The 20,936-nt window shown below is 31.4% G+C and carries 23 protein-coding genes; 19 read left to right on the forward strand and 4 right to left on the reverse strand.

All coding sequences use genetic code 11. The features are described from left to right. Positions 1 to 2: 2 nt before the first annotated feature. The 18 genes from KQI68_RS02685 (at position 3) to KQI68_RS02770 (ending at position 15,485) form a co-directional block, all read left to right on the forward strand. Positions 3 to 959, forward strand: coding sequence for an ABC transporter ATP-binding protein (locus KQI68_RS02685; protein ID WP_216548590.1), 957 nt, complete (start codon positions 3 to 5; stop codon positions 957 to 959). A gap of 4 nt (positions 960 to 963) precedes the next feature. Next, positions 964 to 1,755 (forward strand): ATP-binding cassette domain-containing protein, encoded by a 792-nt coding sequence (locus KQI68_RS02690; protein WP_216548591.1) that lies wholly within the window; start codon positions 964 to 966, stop codon positions 1,753 to 1,755. Between the two features lie 90 nt (positions 1,756 to 1,845). Next, positions 1,846 to 2,412, forward strand: a complete 567-nt coding sequence (locus KQI68_RS02695; RefSeq protein WP_216548592.1) for a transposase — start codon at positions 1,846 to 1,848, stop codon at positions 2,410 to 2,412. Between the two features lie 154 nt (positions 2,413 to 2,566). After that, a complete protein-coding gene (locus tag KQI68_RS02700; protein WP_246541224.1) occupies positions 2,567 to 3,010 on the forward strand; it encodes a metallopeptidase family protein in 444 nt (147 codons plus the stop codon). After that, positions 3,007 to 3,843, forward strand: coding sequence for a DnaJ domain-containing protein (locus KQI68_RS02705; RefSeq protein ID WP_216548593.1), 837 nt, complete (start codon positions 3,007 to 3,009; stop codon positions 3,841 to 3,843). The genes KQI68_RS02700 and KQI68_RS02705 overlap by 4 nt, the downstream gene beginning before the upstream one ends. A gap of 231 nt (positions 3,844 to 4,074) precedes the next feature. Continuing rightward, on the forward strand, positions 4,075 to 4,305 hold the full coding sequence (locus KQI68_RS02710; RefSeq protein WP_216548594.1) for a FeoA family protein: 231 nt from the start codon (positions 4,075 to 4,077) through the stop codon (positions 4,303 to 4,305). Position 4,306: 1 nt separating this feature from the next. Next, a complete protein-coding gene (locus KQI68_RS02715; protein WP_216548595.1) occupies positions 4,307 to 4,558 on the forward strand; it encodes a FeoA family protein in 252 nt (83 codons plus the stop codon). Continuing rightward, positions 4,555 to 6,717 carry a ferrous iron transport protein B gene (gene feoB / locus KQI68_RS02720; RefSeq protein WP_216548596.1) on the forward strand — a complete coding sequence of 721 codons (2,163 nt, stop codon included), beginning with the start codon at positions 4,555 to 4,557 and terminating at the stop codon, positions 6,715 to 6,717. Before KQI68_RS02715 ends, feoB begins: the two co-directional genes overlap by 4 nt. After that, positions 6,704 to 6,850 carry a FeoB-associated Cys-rich membrane protein gene (locus KQI68_RS02725; RefSeq protein ID WP_216548597.1) on the forward strand — a complete coding sequence of 49 codons (147 nt, stop codon included), beginning with the start codon at positions 6,704 to 6,706 and terminating at the stop codon, positions 6,848 to 6,850. The genes feoB and KQI68_RS02725 overlap by 14 nt, the downstream gene beginning before the upstream one ends. A gap of 250 nt (positions 6,851 to 7,100) precedes the next feature. After that, a complete protein-coding gene (locus KQI68_RS02730; protein WP_216548598.1) occupies positions 7,101 to 7,424 on the forward strand; it encodes a hypothetical protein in 324 nt (107 codons plus the stop codon). Then, positions 7,417 to 8,421 carry a V-type ATPase subunit gene (locus tag KQI68_RS02735; RefSeq protein WP_216548599.1) on the forward strand — a complete coding sequence of 335 codons (1,005 nt, stop codon included), beginning with the start codon at positions 7,417 to 7,419 and terminating at the stop codon, positions 8,419 to 8,421. Before KQI68_RS02730 ends, KQI68_RS02735 begins: the two co-directional genes overlap by 8 nt. A gap of 4 nt (positions 8,422 to 8,425) precedes the next feature. Continuing rightward, positions 8,426 to 10,339 carry a V-type ATP synthase subunit I gene (locus KQI68_RS02740; RefSeq protein WP_246541225.1) on the forward strand — a complete coding sequence of 638 codons (1,914 nt, stop codon included), beginning with the start codon at positions 8,426 to 8,428 and terminating at the stop codon, positions 10,337 to 10,339. Positions 10,340 to 10,352: 13 nt separating this feature from the next. Next, positions 10,353 to 10,772 (forward strand): ATP synthase subunit C, encoded by a 420-nt coding sequence (locus KQI68_RS02745; RefSeq protein ID WP_216548600.1) that lies wholly within the window; start codon positions 10,353 to 10,355, stop codon positions 10,770 to 10,772. Next, positions 10,772 to 11,086, forward strand: a complete 315-nt coding sequence (locus KQI68_RS02750) for a V-type ATP synthase subunit F (protein WP_216548601.1) — start codon at positions 10,772 to 10,774, stop codon at positions 11,084 to 11,086. The genes KQI68_RS02745 and KQI68_RS02750 overlap by 1 nt, the downstream gene beginning before the upstream one ends. Beyond that, positions 11,087 to 11,722 carry a hypothetical protein gene (locus tag KQI68_RS02755; RefSeq protein ID WP_216548602.1) on the forward strand — a complete coding sequence of 212 codons (636 nt, stop codon included), beginning with the start codon at positions 11,087 to 11,089 and terminating at the stop codon, positions 11,720 to 11,722. It abuts the gene before it with no gap. Further along, positions 11,709 to 13,481, forward strand: a complete 1,773-nt coding sequence (locus KQI68_RS02760; RefSeq protein WP_216548603.1) for a V-type ATP synthase subunit A — start codon at positions 11,709 to 11,711, stop codon at positions 13,479 to 13,481. Before KQI68_RS02755 ends, KQI68_RS02760 begins: the two co-directional genes overlap by 14 nt. Next, complete coding sequence (locus KQI68_RS02765; RefSeq protein ID WP_216548604.1) at positions 13,478 to 14,869, forward strand: V-type ATP synthase subunit B; 1,392 nt, start codon at positions 13,478 to 13,480, stop codon at positions 14,867 to 14,869. The genes KQI68_RS02760 and KQI68_RS02765 overlap by 4 nt, the downstream gene beginning before the upstream one ends. After that, positions 14,859 to 15,485 (forward strand): V-type ATP synthase subunit D, encoded by a 627-nt coding sequence (locus KQI68_RS02770; RefSeq protein WP_216548605.1) that lies wholly within the window; start codon positions 14,859 to 14,861, stop codon positions 15,483 to 15,485. The genes KQI68_RS02765 and KQI68_RS02770 overlap by 11 nt, the downstream gene beginning before the upstream one ends. 443 nt (positions 15,486 to 15,928) lie before the next feature. Here the strand turns inward: KQI68_RS02770 and KQI68_RS02775 are convergent, their stop codons facing one another. Together KQI68_RS02775 and KQI68_RS10315 are read right to left on the reverse strand one after the other, a co-directional pair. Continuing rightward, positions 15,929 to 16,138, reverse strand: a complete 210-nt coding sequence (locus KQI68_RS02775; RefSeq protein WP_246541226.1) for a hypothetical protein — start codon at positions 16,136 to 16,138, stop codon at positions 15,929 to 15,931. A gap of 117 nt (positions 16,139 to 16,255) precedes the next feature. Beyond that, positions 16,256 to 16,438, reverse strand: coding sequence for a type II toxin-antitoxin system Phd/YefM family antitoxin (locus tag KQI68_RS10315; RefSeq protein WP_246541227.1), 183 nt, complete (start codon positions 16,436 to 16,438; stop codon positions 16,256 to 16,258). 312 nt (positions 16,439 to 16,750) lie between these two features. Here KQI68_RS10315 and KQI68_RS02785 point away from each other — a divergent pair, with 312 nt between their 5' ends. Beyond that, positions 16,751 to 18,106, forward strand: a complete 1,356-nt coding sequence (locus KQI68_RS02785) for an SLC13 family permease (protein ID WP_216548606.1) — start codon at positions 16,751 to 16,753, stop codon at positions 18,104 to 18,106. Positions 18,107 to 18,452: 346 nt separating this feature from the next. On the opposite strand, the gene pgeF is transcribed toward KQI68_RS02785, so the two are convergent. Together pgeF and KQI68_RS02795 are read right to left on the reverse strand one after the other, a co-directional pair. Continuing rightward, positions 18,453 to 19,175: a peptidoglycan editing factor PgeF gene (gene pgeF, locus KQI68_RS02790; protein WP_216548607.1), complete on the reverse strand. Its 723-nt coding sequence runs from the start codon at positions 19,173 to 19,175 to the stop codon at positions 18,453 to 18,455. Between the two features lie 527 nt (positions 19,176 to 19,702). Further along, positions 19,703 to 20,887 carry a coenzyme F420-0:L-glutamate ligase gene (locus KQI68_RS02795; protein WP_216548608.1) on the reverse strand — a complete coding sequence of 395 codons (1,185 nt, stop codon included), beginning with the start codon at positions 20,885 to 20,887 and terminating at the stop codon, positions 19,703 to 19,705. Positions 20,888 to 20,936 lie beyond the last annotated feature (49 nt).

Here is a 20,936-nt window from a genome sequence, read left to right on the forward strand (position 1 = left end):
GAATGTTACTAGAAATAAAAAATCTTGAAGTTTTCTTCAAAAGCTCCCAAGGTGTAGTAAAAGCTGTAAATGGAGTAGATATAAATATAAGAGAAGGGGTCACTTCTGCAATTGTAGGAGAAAGTGGTTCTGGTAAATCTGTGACAAGTCTTGCCATTATGGGTCTTTTAGAAGATTCTTCAATTGAAAAAATATCGGGAGAGATAAATTTTGACGGTAAAAATTTATTAGAACTTCCTGAAGAAGAACTTAGAAAAATTAGGGGAAATGAAATTTCAATGATTTTTCAAGAGCCAATGACTTCGCTTAATCCTGCATTAAAAGTAGGATACCAAATGTCTGAAGTTTTTATAGAACATTTTAATATGGATAAAAAAACTGCCAAAGAAAAATCAATTGAGATGATTGAAAAAGTAGAAATTCAAAGAGCAGAAGAAGTTTACAATTCCTATCCTCATGAACTTTCAGGTGGAATGAGGCAGAGAATTATGATTGCAATGGCACTTTCGTCAAATCCAAAGCTTTTAATTGCAGATGAGCCTACAACTGCACTTGATGTTACTATTCAAAAAGAAGTTTTAGAGCTTATGAGAAAGTTAAAAGAGGACTTAAATACTTCTATAATTTTTATAACTCACGACTTGGCAGTTGTATCAGATATTGCAGATTATGTAAATGTATTATACGCAGGAAAAGTTGTAGAAAGAGCAAAGGCAGAAGATATATTTGCAAATCCACTACATCCTTACACAAGAGGACTTTTAAGGGCAATACCAAATGCTCATAAAAAAGTAGATGAGCTATACACAATTAGAGGATCTGTTCCAAATCCAGTAGACTTAAAGAATGAATGTCACTTCTGCGACAGATGTGATGAGGCAATGGATATTTGTAGAACTGCTTTCCCTGAAGAAGTGGACATAGATGGACATAAAGTAAGCTGTTATTTATACAGGTGATTAAATGGATGAAATAATTTTACAAGTAAGAAATTTAAATAAAAGCTTTAAAAAAAGAGGCGAAGAAACCCTTAAAGCAGTCGATAATATTTCCTTTGACTTATACACTTCCCATACTCTTGGAGTAGTTGGAGAATCAGGCTCTGGTAAATCAACTTTAGCAAGATGTGTAATGGGACTATATCCAGATTGCACTGGAGAGATAATCTATAATGGAAAAAATATCTTAGAGCTTAAAGATAGAGAACTAAGAGATTATAGACGAGATGTTCAAATGATTTTCCAAGATCCATATTCTTCACTAAACCCTAGAAAAAAATGTAAGGACCTAATTGCAACGGGAATTAGAAATTTGCTGGGCGAAAGAGATAATAAAAAGATTTATGAAAAAGTTGAGAGAACTATGGAGATTTGTGGACTTTCAAAATATCACATGGATAGATATCCTCATGAGTTTTCGGGAGGACAAAGGCAGAGAATTTCTATAGCAAGAGCTCTTGCAGTTGATCCAAAGATAATTGTGGCAGATGAGCCAACATCAGCTCTTGATGTTTCAATTCAAGCACAAATATTAAATTTATTAGAACATCTTCAAAGAGAACTTGGACTTAGCATGATTTTTATATCCCATGATCTTTCTGCAGTTCGCCATGTAGCAGAAGAAGTTCTAGTAATGTATAAAGGGCAGGCCATGGAGTATGGAGAAGCAGACGAGATTTTTGAAAATCCTAAGGATGAGTATACAAAAAAGCTTTTGTCTTCTCTTCCAGGAGAGAATTTAGCAAAGATTATTTGATTATTTTTGGAAAGAAAATTTATAAGTTTATAATTTTTTAAATTTGCAGACTGTCCTTTAGGACTGTCTGCTTCAATTAGAGGTAGAGCTATGACTGTTTATGCTAGAAAACAATCAGAATCTGATATTTATCATATATATGTTCGAGGGAATAATTTTGAAAATATATTTAAAGACAAAAATGACAAGAATAAATACTTAGATTTTGTAATACAAGTGAAAGAAAAATTTAATTTAGAGATTTATGCTTATGCTATAATGGACAATCATCTACACTTATTAATAAAAGTTGATTATGAAAATTTAAGCAAGTCAATGAAGTACATACAGCAGAGTTATACTTATTATTTTAATAAAAAATATAATAGAAAAGGAAGGATTTTTGAATCTAGATTTCAATCAAAACCTTGTAAAGATGATGTATATCTAACGGAATTAGTAAAATATATACATTTAAACCCTAAAACAGCAGGACTTTCAGAACAATATACATATCAGTTTACTAGTCATAGAGATTATATTAATTTAGATTCATCATTCGTTGATATTAATTTTGTATTAACATTTTTAAGTGAGGATATTTATAAGGCTAGAGAAATACATTTTAATCTACTAGACTTGCCCTATAAATATTCGGGTAAAGATATTTATGAATAAATTACTCGGACAGTCCCGGACAGTCCTAAAGGACAGTCCTAGCTGTGCCGTTTGTTCTTCACCGCCAATAATTTCGTGTTCTTCATTATGGGCGTGAAGATTGCAAATTAAAATTTGCTACTATTAAAGGACAGTCCGAAAGTTAGGAGTTTATATGGATAGTATTAATAAAGATAATATTAAAAACTCAAATGATTTAGACAATAATGAAATAATTATGTCTGAAATCAACAGGATTGATGAGGTTGAAGAAATTCTTGAACAGATTTGCGAAAATATTCCAGAGTATGCTTATGATAATCTAAATGGTGGTATTATTCTATCTGAAGAAACTAAATTTCATGAAGAATCTGTAGGTGATTCTCTTGTAATCCTTGGCGAATACAGAAGAGATATTACAGGAAATATGATAAAAATTTATTACGGATCTTTTATGGAAATGTTTAAGTACTCATCACATGAAGAGCTTTATGAAAGGCTTGAACACACTTTGCTCCATGAATTTACTCATCACTTGGAATTTATGGCAAATGAATATGGTCTTGTAATAGAAGACAAGAAATTTATAGACGAATATAAGAAAAGGTATGATAAATGAATAAAATTATAGGATATTTTTACAGAGGTGTTGGAAAATTTTTCGACATAGCTCTAAGACTTTTAATGGTAATTGTAAATATTTTTGTGGATTTATTTTCTGCAATTAGGAGATTTTTTAGCGTAGTAATCTCAATGAGTGGATGCTTAATAGTATTTTTAATTATTAATCCATTTTATTTATTCGGTGGAAGCAGACTTAGATGGATTTACATTCTTGGACTTCTCGCTTTTATAGTGCCAATTCTTGGTAATATTTCTGAGACTTTTATAAAGTACATACACTATATGGTTACTGAATTTTTCTACGATAGGGCAGATCATTATCTACTTGGAAAAGAATCTCAGTACGAAAACATAGGTGGATACGGAAGAGCCTATTGGGAAAGAGAGGAAAGAGAAAGACTTAGAAGAGAAGAGGAAAAGAGAAAAAGAAGAGAAGAAGAATTTAGAGAACAGTTTAGAAGAAATTTCGGAGGATTTACTTGGACTAGCTTCGACAATTTTGAAGACTTTGATGAATTCTTTAGAAACTCTGAATACGGCGGATACTACCAAAACTCTGGAAGTGGCGGAAATTATAATTCTAGCTCACAGACAACTAGCTATGGATTTAAAGATCAATACGAAAATGCCTGCGACACTTTGGGAGTTAATTATAACGCCGACAAATATGAAATCAAACTTGCTTATAGAAAGATGGCAAAAAAATATCACCCTGATTTAAATAAGGAAGAGGGAGCAAAGGAAAAATTTCAAAAAGTAAATGCTGCCTATGAATTTTTAAATGATTCAAATATTGAAATGTACAAGAGAATGAGTGGAAATAATTAAATTTTACCCTTAAGTTTAATGGACTTAAGGGTTTTTATTTTTAAAATCTAAAAAAAGTCTAATTTTAAATAATTTTGAAAAAAAGTATCAAATGGGTTTTATTTTTTTTAAAAGCTATGTTATACTTTAGATGAAGTAATGATAATCAAATTCAAAAATTATTTCTAATTCTCGCAAATCTCTGTGAGAATATAATTTTATTGGATTTATTTATATTAGAGGTGAAGAAAAATGCTAAGTCTAATCATGGCTCCACTTAACAAAAATTATAAAATCGCAAGAGTAAAGAGCCTAGCAGGTAAGGATATTACTGAATCTCACCTTGCAAATCTAGGTTTTGTAAAGGGAGCAATTATAAGAGTGGTTAACGAAAATGATGGCAATTTAATTGTTTCCATTAAAGATGCTAGAGTTGCCATTGGAAAAGATATTGCGAAAAAAATTTTTGTAGAGGAGATGTAGTATGGATAGCAAGACTTTAAGAGATGCTGAAGTTGGTAAATACTATGTTGTAAAAAAAATAAACGGCCGTGGACCTTTAAAGAGAAGAATCATGGATATGGGTATTACTAAAAATTCAGAAATCTACATAACAAAAGTAGCACCACTTGGTGATCCTGTCCAAATTAATATTAGGAATTATGAGATGAGTATCAGAAGAGAAGATGCGGAATTAATTGAAATTGAGGAAATTAAAAAGGAGGCAAATAAATGAGCATTACAATAGCACTTGCCGGTAATCCTAACAGTGGTAAATCCACATTATTTAATGAACTCACTGGATCTAATCAATATGTTGGAAACTGGCCTGGAGTAACTGTTGAAAAGAAAACAGGTATGTATAAAAAGGACAAAGAAGTACACTTCACTGACCTTCCTGGTATTTATTCACTTTCTCCATACACTTTAGAGGAAGTTGTTTCTAGAGATTATCTTATTAATGAAAAGCCTGATGTAATTATAGATGTAGTTGATGCAACAAATATCGAAAGAAACTTATATCTTACAACTCAGCTATTAGAACTAGGAATTCCAGTAGTTATCGCACTTAACATGATGGATGTTGTTAGAAAAAATAATGATGCCATTGATGTTAAAAAACTTGAAAAAAGTCTGGGATGCAAAGTTGTAGAAATTTCTGCTTTAAGAAATGAAAATATACCTGAACTTATAGAAACTGCAAAAAGTGTCGCTGGAACAGGAGAACCTAAGTATCAAAGATTTTCTCCTGAAATAGAAAGCTATATCAATGAAATTGAAAACTTCAAAGTCATTGAAAATGAAAAAGCAAAGAGATGGCTTGCAGTTAAGATGTTTGAAAATGACGAAAAAGTCTTGAAAGAATTTCCTTTATACGGAAATGAAACAAAAAGACTTAATGAAATAATAGCAAAAGCTGAAGAAGACTTCGACGATGACGGTGAAGGAATTATTACAGACGAAAGATACAATTTTGTATCAGAAGTATCAAAAGAATCTGTTAAAAAAGGCAGAAAGGGAATGACAACTTCTGATAAGATAGACAAAGTTGTAACTAATAGATTTTTAGCAATTCCAATTTTTGCAGGAATTATAACTCTTGTATATATTCTTGCAATTAATATAGTTGGTGGACCAGTTACTGACTGGGTAAATGATGTATTCTTTGGAGAATGGATAGGCGAAGGATTTAGAGGATTCTTGGAAGCACAAGGAGCTTCAGAATTTTTAACATCACTACTTGTTGATGGTATCATCGGCGGTGTTGGTGCAGTTCTTGGATTCTTGCCAGTTATTGCAACATTATTCCTATTTATCTCTATTCTAGAAGATGTAGGATACATGGCTAGAATTGCATTTATCCTCGACAGAGTATTTAGAAAGTTTGGTCTTTCCGGTAAATCATTTATACCAATCTTAATGGGGACTGGTTGTTCAGTACCGGCTATTATGGGTACAAGAACAATTGAATCTGACAACGACAGAAGAATGACTATTATGATGAGTTCATTTATGCCATGTGGTGCAAAACTTGATGTAATTGCAATGTTTGCAGCATTCTTAGGTGGTACTTGGTGGTATGCGCCAATTTGGTACTTCGGTGGAATTATGGCAGTTGTTGTATCAGGTATTATTTTAAAGAAAACTAAAATGTTCTCAGGAGATCCAGCACCATTTGTAATGGAACTTCCAGAATATCATATGCCAAGTGCTAAAAATGTTTTAAAGGCAACTTGGTTTAGATGTAAAGGCTTCATCGTTAAAGCAGGAACAATAATCTTACTTGCAACAGTAGTTATTTGGTTCTTACAAAGTTTATCACTTGATGGAACATTCCTTGATTTTAATGCAGATGCAGAAGATTCTGTACTTGCAGCAATTGGTAGATTTATTGCTCCAATATTTGCGCCACTTGGATTTGGAAACTGGATTGCTTCAGTATCAACAATCCTTGGGCTTGTAGCAAAAGAAGTAGTAGTAGGAACTTACGGAGTTCTTGCAGGTATTGGAGAAGTTGGAGCAGAAGAAAGCCCAATGGTAGCTCTTGTTGCTTCACAATTTACAACAGCTTCAGCCTTTGCCTTTGTATTCTTTAATCAATTTACAATTCCATGCTTTGCAGCAGTGGGAGCAATTAGAGAAGAAATGAATTCAGGTAAATGGTTTGGATTTGCAATAGGATATATTCTTATATTCTCATACACTACAGCCTTTATGATTTATCAATTTGGTAGAGTCCTTCAAGGAGAAAGAGCAAACTTTATGACTGCAATTGCAGGTGTGGTTTTAGCTATTTACTGTTATTTCTTATTTAGAAAAGACAGATCAAAAATAGAGAGAGAAAAATACCTTAAAGATGATAAAGAAAAGGTGATTAATTATGAATCCAATTAATATTTTAATCGTTGCAGTAATTGTCTTAGCAGTTGGAATAGCTTTTAAGGCAGTTAGAAAATCTAAAGGTAGTTGCGGATGTGGCTGCGACTCATGTCACAGCACATGTCATGTAGACACAACTAAAAAATAATTTTAAAGAAATACTCCATTTGGGGTATTTCTTTTTTTGCGTAAAATTCATATTTTAATTGTGTAAAGAGTTAATTAAATATATGAAATAAAACTAATAATTTTTACTTTGTGAAAAAGTATTGTAAAAATATATATTTCAAATGTGAAATTTTTGTGAAATTCCACCTGGTGGTAAATTCCCCTTGAAATCAAAGCTTAAAAGACTATAATGAAAATTACTCGAAGATAAAAAGAAATGTGGTGATTTTTTGAAAGAAAGTATAGATAGTATTTTAACAATAGATAAAAATACTAGAGAAATTGTCGAGAAGACTGAATTAGAAATAGAAAATCTAAAAAAAGGTCTTAGAGAAAAATTAACAGATATGGAAAATGAATCTATCGAAAAATCTAAAATTCTTGGCAAGGAAAAAGAAGATGAAATTGACAAAGTTTTTAAGAAAAAAGCAGAATTAATCAGAGATGAAAATAAAAAGAATCTAGAAAAGATTGAAAAATTCTACAATGACAAAGAAGAGGACCTTGTAAAAGAAGCTTTAGAATTGGTATTAGAAGGAAAACACAATGTTTAGTGGATTAGATGCTTTAAATGCAAAGCTTCAAAAGATGTTTTCTAATTTTTTAGATTTTGAAGATTACAAAGCTTTATCTCAAGAAACTGATTTAAAAGGATGTCTTAGATTTTTAAAAAACAAAAACTTAAAAGAAATTGATTCCTTTTCAGATATATATGAAATCGAAAAGTTTTTAGAAGATTATAGACGAAATGAAATCACAAGGCTTAAGGGATTTTTGCCAATTAAGTACATTGATTTTATGAAAGCTTATCTTTTGAGAATTGACATTGATAAAATTTCAAATATTTTAAGATCTCTTAAGATGAATAGAGATCCTAAGGTTTCTGATTTAATTATTAGAGGGAGAAAGATTAATTTCAAAGATGAGACGATTTCTTCTTTTGTAGATGATCTTAAAGGCACAAAATATTTTGAATACCTTAAAAATTATAAAGATTCAGATGCAGAAGATATTTTATTTTCTATGGAGATGAATCTAGATAAGTTTTATTATCTCAACTTAGTTGAAGCCACAAAATCTTTTTCAAATAAAGATAGGGAAGAATTTAGAGAAATATTTGGGGTTAATATTGATCTTTTAAATATTATTTGGATATACAGGGCAAAGAGATATTATGATATTTCTCCAGAAGAAATTTTTAATTTCACAATTTTTGGAGGAAATTACACTTCAGAGAAACTTCTTCACTTTTCCTATTTAACTGAAGAGGAATTTGAAGAGGAAATTTTAAAATCAAAATATAAGGTTCTATTTTATAATAGGAAAATAAAATCTGGAAGAACTGCTAAAAGATACTTATATGCCACAGCGAGGGCCAATTTTAGAAGTTCAAAAGGTATTGGAAAGTTTATGAGTTATCTAATTTTACTTGATATAGAGATTTCAAATATTGAGAGAATGCTTGAAGCTGCAAGATTTGGAATTGAACCTAATGAAAAATTAAAATATCTAATTATAGATAGAGAAGGAAGTGAAGAATTTGGCCGTTGAAAAAATGAAGATAGCCAATATAATGGGTAGAATTGAAGATATGGACTCCGTTATATTGGATATACTAAATTCGAAAAGCATGCAATTTATTTCAGCAGAGACAACAATTGAAGACAACAACTTCGTCTTTGATTTAGACAATGATGAAAACCTTGAGAGAAATCTTGAGCTAAATTATGTAATGCCAATTGAAGAAGACACAAGCCGAAAGACTTTTTCAAAAAATGCTGAAGATATTATGAAATTTTTAGATATTAATAATATCGATGAAAAGTATTTTGAAGAAGTAGATATAAATAGAGATGTAGATGCATTTTATAAAAACTTAAATGAAAAAATTGAAAGTTACAATAAATTAAAAGAAAGTCTTCATCTTTTAGAAACTGTTAAGGAAAACTATGAATTATTTAAAAATGTAGATATCGATTTAAAAGATATAGCAGATTTAAAATATTTTAATTCAAAATTTGGTTTTCTTGACAAAGATGCGAGATATAGACTTAAGAAAAATTATGGCAATCTTATAGCCATGATTTATCACACAGGTACTGTAGACGATAGAGAACTATTTCTTGTAATTTATCCTAAGGAAACTGAAAATGACATAGAGAGAATTTTGAGAAGTTTAAACTTTACTGAAGTAAATATATTAGGCGAAGATGTTCATGGTACTGCAGGAAATATCTACAAAAATCTTGAAGAAGATGAAGAAAGATTAAAAAGACAAATTTTCGAAATAGAAGAGTATAAGAAGAATCTTTTAAATGAAAGAGAAGAAGAGTTAAAAAGAACTCTTGCTCACATGCTTTCCTATGAAAAAATAGAAAATGCTAAGAAGTATATGCTTAGATCTAATAAATATTTTTACATCTCAGGATGGGTCGGACTTAGCGATACAGAAAAATTAAAAAATTCACTTTCAAAATATAAAAAAATTGATATTGAATATATTAATTCAGAGGATACAAAAAACAAAGCTCCAACAAAGCTCAAAAACTCAAATTTTTTCAAGCCCTTTGAGCTGCTAATTAATATGTATGGAACTCCAAATTACGGTGAATTTGACCCAACTGTAATTTTTGGAATAACTTATATGATTTTATTTGGAGCAATGTTTGGCGATTTAGGTCAAGGGGCAGTATTTTTAATTGCCGGACTACTTTTGGGAAAGAAGAACAAAGACTTTGGAGGCCTCTTAACAAGAATGGGAGCATCTTCAATGTTCTTTGGACTTATGTATGGATCCGTATTTGGATCTGAAGAACTTATACCAGCCATTTGGTTTAGACCTTTTGAAAATATAAATGGAACTCTTGTCATTGCAATTTTCTTTGGTATATTCTTATTATTTATATCTTATGTAATAGGAATATACAATAGAATAAAAGTAAAAGACTACGAAGAGGCTTTCTTTGGTAAAGAAGGAGTCTTGGGAGTTTTACTGTTTTTTGCAATGATTAATATTGGCCTTTCAGTAATGGGTGCAAAATCTATTATTCCTATGAATCTTGCATTGGGACTTTTAGTTATTTCTCTTGCTCTTATGATTCTAAGAAGACCAATTATGAAGGGAGTATTTAAGAAAAAGAGAAGCGAAAGTGCAAGTGACTATTATATTGAATCATCTTTTGGACTTTTAGAAGCACTTCTTTCAACTATGAGTGGAATTATTTCTTTTATAAGAGTTGGTGCCTTTGCAATTAACCACGTTGGTTTATTTATGGCTTTTAAAACTCTTGGCGAAATGATTGGATCAAGTGGTGGAAATTTAGCAGTATTAATTATAGGTAATATTGTAATTATAGGACTTGAAGGTCTTATTGTATTTATTCAATCACTAAGACTTGAATATTATGAAATGTTTAGTAAGTATTACACAGGCGATGGAGAACTTTTCAAAGCCGACAAAATTTATTGAGGAGAGTAAAGAGATGGAAAAAATTATTATTTTAGCAATTTTAACAGTGTTTTCAATGATAGTAAGTGGAGTTTATTTTATCTATAAGGGAACAGATAAAAATAAAAAAGTAGCAAGAGCATTTATGAAACTAAACCTATTTATATTTGCTCCAGTATTTGTATTTGGACTAGTTACACTTGTTCCACAAATGGCATCTGCAGCAACTGAAGCTACTTCAGGAAATGGACTTGGATTTTTAGCAGCAGGTCTATCAACTGGTCTTGCATCTTTAGGTGCTGGTGTTGCCGTATCTAATGTAGGTTCCGCAGCAATTGGAGCTGTATCTGAAGACCCAAGTATCCTTGGTCGTTCAATGATTTTCTTAGGACTTGCTGAAGGTATTGCAATTTATGGACTTATTATTTCAATTATGATTCTTGGTAGATTATAATGAAATCAATTTTATTATCAGATAGTGATGACATTATAAATGGACTAAGACTTGCAGGAGTGCCTGGAGTTTTATGTACAGATAGAAAGAATTTGCTATCAAATTTTAATAAATATAAAAATGATAAACACATTGGGATAATAATTTTGACCTACTCTTCCTTTGAAATGATTAAAGATGAAGTCATAGAAGTAAAACTAAATCAAAAACTTCCACTTGTTGTCACTATTCCTGAACTTGATGGCAAGATGGAGGATGATTTTATCTTGAAATACATCAAGGAATCAGTAGGCATAAAGGTCGTAGGTGATTAAATGATTTTACTTGAAAATAAAATTGCAATATTTAATAAAATTGTGTTTTTAAAGGAAAAAGAGGAGTGCGAGAAAAAACTTCAAGCTGAAAAGGAAAAGATTGAAAAAATCTTAGCTGATAAGGAAAAATCTTTAAAGAAAGAATCAGAAAATTATGTAAATAGACGTATTGAACTTGCAAATAGACGTGGATACGAATTAGTTGCAAGAGCAAACGAAGAAAAGAGAATCTTAGGACTTCGTGAAGATGAAAAACTTTTAAATCAGTTATTAGAAACACTTTCAAAAAAACTAAAAGAATTTACAGAAACTAAAGAATATATTGAACTTGAAACAAAGTTCTTTGAAGAAATTGTAGATGAAATAGAAGATAAAGAAATTTATCTATATGTTAGAGAAAATGAAAAAAGAGAATTAATAGACAATTTAAAAAGAATTGCCGAAAAAAATAATATAACTCTTCACAGAGGGGAGTTATTTGATTATCATATCGGTGGATTTATTATTTCTGATATGGATAGAAGTTATAATATTGACTTATCTCTAAGAAATAAAGTTGAAGACATGAGATATAAAATTGGTTCAATGTTACATGAAAAATTAAAGGAAACAGGTGATATCATTGCAAACAGCTAAAATTAAATCAGTAGATGGACCTGTTGTCGTTGGCAGAAATATGTCTGATTATAAAATCAGAGAAATGGTCTTAGTAGGTGAACAAAAACTTATTGGCGAAGTAATTTCCATTGAAGGAGATTTAGGTACTATTCAAGTTTATGAAGAAACTGAAGGACTAAAAAGAGAAGAAGATATAATATCAACTGGAGCACCACTTTCAGTAAAGCTAGGTCCAGGAATGATTACAAATATTTTTGACGGAATACAAAGACCACTTGAAACTATAAAAGCTCGACATGGATCATTTATGCCTGAAGGCATTGGACTTATCTCACTTGACGAAGAAAAATTATGGGATGTTAAAATTTCTGTACATGTTGGAGATTATCTAAAACAGGGAGAAATCTTTGCAACAGTTCCAGAAACAGATATCATAACTCATAAAATTATGGTGCCACCAGGAGTAAGTGGCGAAGTTGTAGAAGTAGCAGAAGATGGCAAATACAATATAGAAAAAGTTCTTTTAAAAATAAAAGATGAAATTGGAAATATCCACGAAGTTAAAATGTATCAAAACTGGCCAGTAAGAATTCCAAGACCAGTATCAGAAAGACTTCCAATAGAAAAACTTCTTGTGACAGGTCAAAGGGTTTTCGATGTATTTTTCCCAATTGCAAAGGGTGGAACAACAGCAATACCAGGAGGATTTGGTACTGGAAAGACAATGACTCAACACCAAATTGCTAAATACTGCGATGCTGACATTATTATCTACATTGGCTGTGGCGAACGTGGAAACGAAATGACTGAAGTACTAGAAGACTTTCCAAAACTAATTGACCCTAACACAGGAAGAGCATTAATGGATAGAACAATTCTTATTGCAAATACATCTAATATGCCAGTAGCTGCCCGTGAAGCTTCAATTTATACTGGAGTTACAATGGCAGAATACTTTAGAGACATGGGATATCACGTAGCACTTATGGGAGATTCAACATCTCGTTGGGCAGAAGCACTTCGTGAAATTTCTGGACGTCTTGAAGAAATGCCAGCTGAAGAAGGATATCCTGCTTATCTTCCTTCAAGAATCGCGGGATTTTATGAAAGGGCAGGTTATGTAAAGACACTAGGCGGAGATGAAGGTTCTGTTACACTTATTGGAGCAGTATCTCCAGCAGGTGGAGACTTCTCAGAACCAGTTACAGAAAATACTAAGAGATTTGTCAATGTATTTTTGGCACTTGATAAGGAACTAGCTTATTCAAGACACTATCCAGCTATAAATTGGCTAAATTCATATTCAGGATATATTCCACTTCTTAAAAATTATTACGACAATAGACTTGATGGCGACCTTCCAGATTTGAGAATTAAATATTTGGATTTACTTCATAAAGAATCAAAGCTTAACGAAATTGTAATGCTTGTTGGTGAAGATGTATTGCCTGATGATGAAAGATTAGTTCTAGAAATTTGTAGAGTAATTAAGGTAGGATTTTTACAACAAAATGCCTTTAACGAAATAGATACTTTCGTGCCACTAGAAAAGCAATTTGAAATGCTTAAAACAATAGACAATCTTTATGAAAAGGGAAAAGAAGCAATAAAGCTTAAGGTTCCAATTTCAATAATTAGAAATTCTGAACTCTATGGCAAAGTAATCAATATGAAATACGATATTGAAAACGACAATTTAAAGGAATTTGTAAGCTTAAATAACGAAATCAACGATTTTTATGATGAGCTAATTTCAAAGTATGGTGATGTAGAATGAAAAAAGAATATTTAACACTGGATAAAATCGAAGGATCACTAATAGAACTTTCCAATCTTCACAGAATTTCCTATGGAGAAGTTGTAAAAATAAAATCAAAAGACGGAAAGAGAAATGAAATAGGTCAAGTCATAAAAGTCGATGATGACAAGGCAGTTGTTCAAGTTTTTGGCAACAACTTGGGAGTTTCTACAAAAAATACAAAAGTAGAATTCTCTGCACATCCTTTTGAAATTCCTCTATCAAAAGAAATTTTGGGTAGGGTATTTAATGGAGTTGCTCAGCCTATAGACAAAGGTGGAGCAATTTACTCAAACAAAGTTTACAACATCAACGGTAGACCAATTAACCCATCAGCAAGAGAATATCCAAGAAACTTTATACAAACTGGTATCTCATCAATAGATGGACTTATGACACTTATTAGAGGACAGAAACTTCCAATCTTCTCTGGCTCAGGTCTTCCTCACAACGAAGTAGCTGCACAAATTGTGCGTCAAGCAAAAATTGCAGATGAAGATGGTAAAGACAACTTTGCAATAGTATTTGCAGCTATTGGTGTAAAACACGATGAAGCAGATTTCTTTAGAGAAAGCTTTAAAAACTCTGGAGTAATCGACAAAGTTTCAATGTATATCAATTATGCAGATGACCCAATTATGGAAAGATTAATTGCACCAAAATGTGCACTTACTGCGGCAGAATATTTAGCATATGAAGAGCACAAGGAAGTACTTGTAATAATGACAGATATCACATCTTATGCAGAAGCACTAAGAGAAGTTTCTTCATCAAGAGAAGAAGTGCCATCAAGAAAAGGCTACCCAGGGCACTTGTATTCAGACCTTGCAGCCTTATACGAAAGAGCTGGAATGATAAAAGACACAAAAGGATCAGTTACACTTATCCCAATTTTAACAATGCCTAATGATGATATCACACACCCAATCCCAGACCTTACAGGTTATATCACAGAAGGACAAATAGTAATAAGTAGAGATTTGTTTTCAAAGGGAGTTTATCCACCAATAAATGTACTTCCTTCGCTTTCAAGACTTATGAAGGACGGAATTGGTGAAGGATTCACTAGAGAAGATCACCCGGATTTATCTTCACAACTTTTTGCATCTTATTCAAAGGTACAAGAAACAAGAGCTTTGGCACAAATAATTGGCGAAGATGATATATCTGATGATGAAAAGCAAGTTTTAAAATTTGGAGACGAATTTGAAAAAAGATTCTTAACACAAGGTCAAAATGAAAATAGAAATATAGAAGAAACACTAGACCTTGGATGGGAACTTTTAAAATTACTTCCTGCTAGTATGATTGACAGAATAGATCCAAAACTAAAAGAAAAATATCTAGGTGAAAATAATGGCAACTAAAGTTACGCCAACAAAAGCCAATCTAATCGCTGCAAAAAATGCACTTGAACTTGCAGAAAAGGGATATGACCTACTAGACAAGAAGAGAACAGTCCTTATAAAAGAAATGATGGATCTAAATAAAAATGCAGGCAAGCTCCAAAAAGAAATCGAAGAAAGGTTCTCTGAATCTTACGGAGAACTTGTGGATGCTACAATTTCAATGGGTTCAATGTCATTAAAAGAAATGGGAGAATCAGTGGAGCTTGAAGAAGATTATGACATAATCTCTCGTTCTGTAATGGGGCTTGAACTTCCAAAAATAAAATACAAAAAGAAAAAAGTAGAAGCGGACTATTCACTACACAAATCCAACGCAGCCTTTGATAGAGCAAAAATAAATATAGCAGAAATACTTCCATATATTTATGAACTTGCAGAAATAGAAACATCTGTGTTTCGACTAGCAAAGGAAATAAAAAAAACAGCCAAAAGAGCAAACGCACTTGATAAAATACAAATACCAAGACAAAAAACAATTATAAGAGAAATAGACGACATCTTGGCAGAAAAAGAAAGAGAAGATTTCTTTAGACTTAAAAAAGTAAAGAACAAGAAAAACAGGAGCAGAGATTAAACTCTGCTTCTTTTTTTATATGGGGACTGCTGAGGAAAGAGGGCTGTCCTAGCAAGTGAAAAGAAAACAAGAGAAAAGAGACAGTCCCAAAAATCACAAAACAAGCAAAAAATTAAGTAAGAGGGCTGTCCCTTGTTGTCAATGAAAAAACAATAGAGTCAAAAAAAACTAATAAAATAGAAACAAGAAGAGAAAAAAAGGGGCTGTCCTAGCAACAGAAAGAGCATGTGAAGGTGAGGTGCACCCAAAAACACGGACTTTTTTCTTATATAAAAAAACAGCTAAATTTGCCTACTTGATTTTTAAAAAATTTGTAAATTTCTGTCAAGAGCACGTCTCATAGACGTGAGGCTTAAAAAAGTAAAGAATAAGAAAAATAGGAGCAGGGAATAATCTGCTCCATTTTATAACTTAGATACTCTTTTTTCAGCTTCTTTATAGACTTATGAATCATCTCCCGCACCAATTATTATCACGACAACTTCATTTTCAAATTTCTCTAACTTATACACTATTCTTAATCCAGAACTTCTTAATTTAATTTTTAGCAGTCTAGCTAATTTTGAACTTGACAAATTACTTAGAGGCTTCCCATAGCCTCCCTCAGTTGAAGGAAGAGGGTTTACCAGAACTCTTTTTAATGCTTTATTCACAATTATTTTTTGAGACCATCTAAGGATTTATAATCGTCAATGGCTTCTTCAATAAATTGCAATTTAAATTTCATTCGAATTCGTCCTCGTCCAATGGAGTCATTTCATCAAAATTAATTAAGTTTTTTCAAAATCTTCTTGTGAAATTAATTTGTCTTTATAGTTATTTGACAATCTCTCATTAGCAAGAAGTAAATCTCTAGCATCTTCAGCATCTTCTATTAACTTAGAATACTCTTCAGGAGAAAGTAATACACATTCAGGAGTATTATTTTTTAAAACTATTTTATTTAATGTCATCAAATATGCGTTCCGCTAATCCACAATTAAAATCTGAAATTGAAATAGTTTTGTTTGAAATTTCTCTAACTAAATTCATAATTATCACCTACTTAAAACATAACATAAGCTGATAATTATATCGATAAATTAATAGATGAAAATATTTACAATAAAATCAAAATTTAAAAGATCATTGAAAATTAGTTTCAACTATGCTATATTTAATTCGTAAAACTTAATAAAAATCGAACACCGTGATCTAGTCAAAGGTCCAAGCTGAGATTTTTATATTTTAATCAGTCTTAAAGTATTTAAATTAAAGGAGGACAAATGAAGACGAGATCATTTTTTATTGCTCTAATTCTTGGTGCTATATGGTTTTTTATAAATCCACTGAAACTTAATTTAGAGCAGCAGATAATTTTATCAACAACTATAACATGCGTATGCCTTTGGGCAAATGGTGGGCTTAACAAAAATTATGTGAGCATAATTTTAATATTAGTATACTCATTAGTTGGAAAGACTAAACCCCTTGATATAATTAGCTTTGTCTATTCAAACACAGCTCTTTTAATTATGTCTACTTCAGTCTTATGTATTGGTCTTACTAAATCAGGTCTAGTTGATAAATTTATTGACGAGATAATGAAAAGAACTGGCACAAGCCTCAACACACTTTTAATTCTTCCATACATTCTTGGAATTATTTTGGTATTTTTAATACCTCAAGCTTTCGCAAGAAGCGTAATACTTGCAGGAGTTTTTTCTACAATAATATCAAGTGATGAGAAGTATAAGAAATTAAAAGAAGTAATGCTTTTTAATGTATTTCTCTCAATTTCAATAACTTATATGTTTTTCTCAACAGGAGATATCGTGCTAAATGGATCGGCAATGGCCTTTGCAGAAAATGTATCGGGAAATTCAATTTCATTTTTTGCATGGATAAAAGCAATGTCTGTACCTACAATTGTCACATCTATAATAACTTTTTTACTTACAAAATTTATATTTAAAGAAGAATTAAAAGGGTTTAGTTTAGACGCCATCGAGAATAAAAAGTCCATAAGAGTTGATGGAAAGATGAAGGCATCGGCATTAATAATTGCTATAATTATTATTACCTGGATGACTAAATCAATTCACGGAATAAATGAATGGATACCAGCAGTCATTGGAGTAATACTAATGCTTGCAATTAAAATAATAAAAATAGAAGATTTAAAATCAATAAACCCAAGCTTTATATTATTTTTAACAGCAGCCTTTTCAATTGGAAAAGTAATGGGAGCAAATGGAATTTCCGATGTAATATTTGAGAATTTAAAGTCAATTATTCCACAAGGAGATTCAAATTTATTCTTAATAGCCTTAGCAGTAGTAATAATGATACTTCACATGATAATAGGATCAAGTGTTGCAAGTCTTTCAGTGGCACTCCCACTTTTTATACCACTTGCACAAAGCAGAGGCTACTCATCAAACTTAATCATGTTGATGTCCTATATAATGGTAAATATTCACTTCTTATTGCCTCATCAACATGCAAATATGATGGTGGGAATAGGACAAAAATTTTATAACGACAAGATGATGCTAAAATTTGGAATATATATGACACCAATTACACTTTTGCTTATTGCACTTGTGTATATACCTTGGTGGAAAGTTGTGGGATTATAATATTTATATTCTAAAAATGAATTGAGAAGATCACTTATTTTAAATTAAGAGTTTGTAATTTTGTATATAATTAGCAAAAAAATTGGTTATGCGTTAAAAATTTTCAACTTGTTTGAACGAGCGAAGCGAGTGAGTTTTGAAAATTTAGTATGATCAATTTTTTTGGGCTTTCAGCGCGTTTGGGTGTTAAGGGTTGGCTTGGAGGGGAAAAGGACGAGCCGATATTTGTAACCAAATCATAGATTTGGACAAATAGTGGCATGAGACCTGCATCAAAATCAAAGATTTTGGCTAGGTCTTCATCGCAACGTGCTAATTCCCCTCCAAAATATTTATAATATTTTATCTACTTCATCATAACCATCATTGAATTTAGTCCGTAATTTTCCTTATCTCTTCTTGCAGAGTGAAGAAAATCTGAATTATAAGTAGAAATTTCTGAGACTTCAATATTTTCTCTAGGAATATTATTTTCAAGTAAGATTTGTAAATTTGCCTTAATCATATTTAAATGAAATTTTTCGCCCTTTTTGTAAAATAATTCATCTCGATTTTTAAAATTTTTAAAAGCATCATACACATCACGACCTACTTCGTAATTATCTTGGTCAATAGAAGGTCCAATATAAGCATAAATATCCTTAGGATTTGAAGAAAAATCATTAATCATTTTATTAATTGCAACTTCTGAAATTCGTCCATAAGTTCCTCGCCATCCAGAGTGAACAGCAGCCAAAACTTTTTTGTTTTCGTCATATAGGATAACGGGAGTGCAATCTGCAAACTTTACGACTAATGCAATTTTTTTCTTATCTGTAATTAAACCATCAGATTTATCAAAAATCTTACCGTAGATAAAATCTTCGCCATTTTTACCGTCGCAATACTGGACATTAACGGTATGTTCCTGTCTTGCTGTGTAAATAATATCAGGTTTATCTTCAAATTTATTAGAAATCTCATCTATATATTCTCTTACTTTATCTCCTTCTTTTTTGAATGAAAGAGAAAATTCTTTGCCGCTTATAAAATTTAAAATGCCCTTACTTGTTAAAAGTTTTGACTCCATATTAGCTCCTTTAATTCTATTGTCTCGATTATATGAGAGAAAGAATAAATTTGCAAATATTATTTATTCAAATTTTCCTTTAGGAATGCCTGCTTCTTTTGATGCTTTTTTGTTTGTGAGGACAGCCCTGGCTGTGCATAAGGTTCTTCATCGCCTCTAATTTCGCTACGCTCATCAATCGGCGTGAAGAATGCAAATTAAAATTTGCTACCATTAAAGGGCAGCCCTCTTGGGACTGTTCTGAGAGAAAGAATAAATTTGCAAATATTATTTATACAGATTGTATTTTAGGGATATCTGCTTCTTTTGATGTTTTTTTGTTTACGAGGACAGCCCCCTTTTTTTATCTTCTTGTTTCTTTTTTATTATTTTATTTTTATTCTAATGTTTTTTCATTGACACCAAAGGGACAGCCCTCATGCTTTTTTGATGCTTTTTTGTTTGTGAGGAAGCCCTCTTCCCAATATAGAAAGGATTAAATATAGATACAAAAAAGACCTGCCAAATGACAGGTCTAAAAATCTAAATTATTCTGTTGCAAAGTTATCGAAATAACCTTGTATTAATACCACTGGTGTTCCCTTATCGCCAGATCCACTTGTTAAGTCGCAAAGACTTCCAAGTAAGTCTGTGATTCTTCTAGGTGTTGTTCCAAGTGTTTCGTCTGTTCCCACAAGATTTGCATTTTTGTGTGAAATTTTTTCTTTCATTGCAGCTGTTGCATGTTCTGTATCCATATCTTTTAGGTCAGTGTCTGCAATGTATTTTATTTTAAGTTCATTTGGAGTTCCGGCAAGTCCTTTAGTATGTGCAGGGGATACTACTGGGTCAGCAAGTTCCCAAATTTTTCCTATTGGGTCTTTAAATGCTCCGTCTCCATAAATCATTACTTCAATTTCTTTGTTATATTTTTCGATTAATTTCTTTTGTACTTCGTTTACAAAAGTCTCTCCATCTCTTGGGAAAAGTTTTAATCTTGTTTCTGATGCAAAGTTTGAGCCTAATAGTCCAAATTCTTCGTTGTATCCACTTCCATCAATTGAATGATTAAGTATATCGTCAAGTCCTAGTACAACTTTTCCGCCAGAATCTTTTAACATTCTCTTTAGGTTAAATCTTGTGTGAGTTGAGCCTATTAAAATTTCATCTGTGTAGTTTAAAATTGTCTTAGGATCATTTGAGAAGTGTATTTCACAGTTGTCATTTAGTATTTCTCTATAAAGTCTTACATAATCAATTCCTGTGAATTCGTGTTTTACTTCTTCTCCGAATATTTCTCTGTATTCCTTTTCTTCAAGGACATCTGTATATGGATTAATCTTTGTTTCATATAATAGATTTGGATCCATTAATGAGTTACCAACTTCATCTGATGGATAAGAGAATAAAATATGAACTTTCTTTCCAGATTTTGCAATACCTCTAAGTATTGTTGAAAATCTGTTACGGCTAAGAATTGGAAATACAATTCCGATTTCTGTGCTGAATTTATCATTAATATCCTTTGCGATATCATCAGTGCTGCAATAATTATTTTGAGCTCTTGCTACTAGAGATTCTGTTATTGCAACAACGTCTTTGTCACGCATCTTAATATTTTCTGATTCTAAGGCTTTTTCAAGGGAATCAACAACAATATCAACTAAATTGTCTCCACTTTTTACAATCGGTGTACGAATTCCACGTACTACTGTTCCAATGTATCTTTGCATAATTCCTCCTATATTTTATATAAATTACTTTTTTACTAAAAAATTATAC

Origin of the sequence: Peptoniphilus ovalis, from assembly GCF_018919265.1 — a bacterium.
Classification (GTDB): Bacteria; Bacillota; Clostridia; order Tissierellales; family Peptoniphilaceae; genus Peptoniphilus_A; species Peptoniphilus_A ovalis.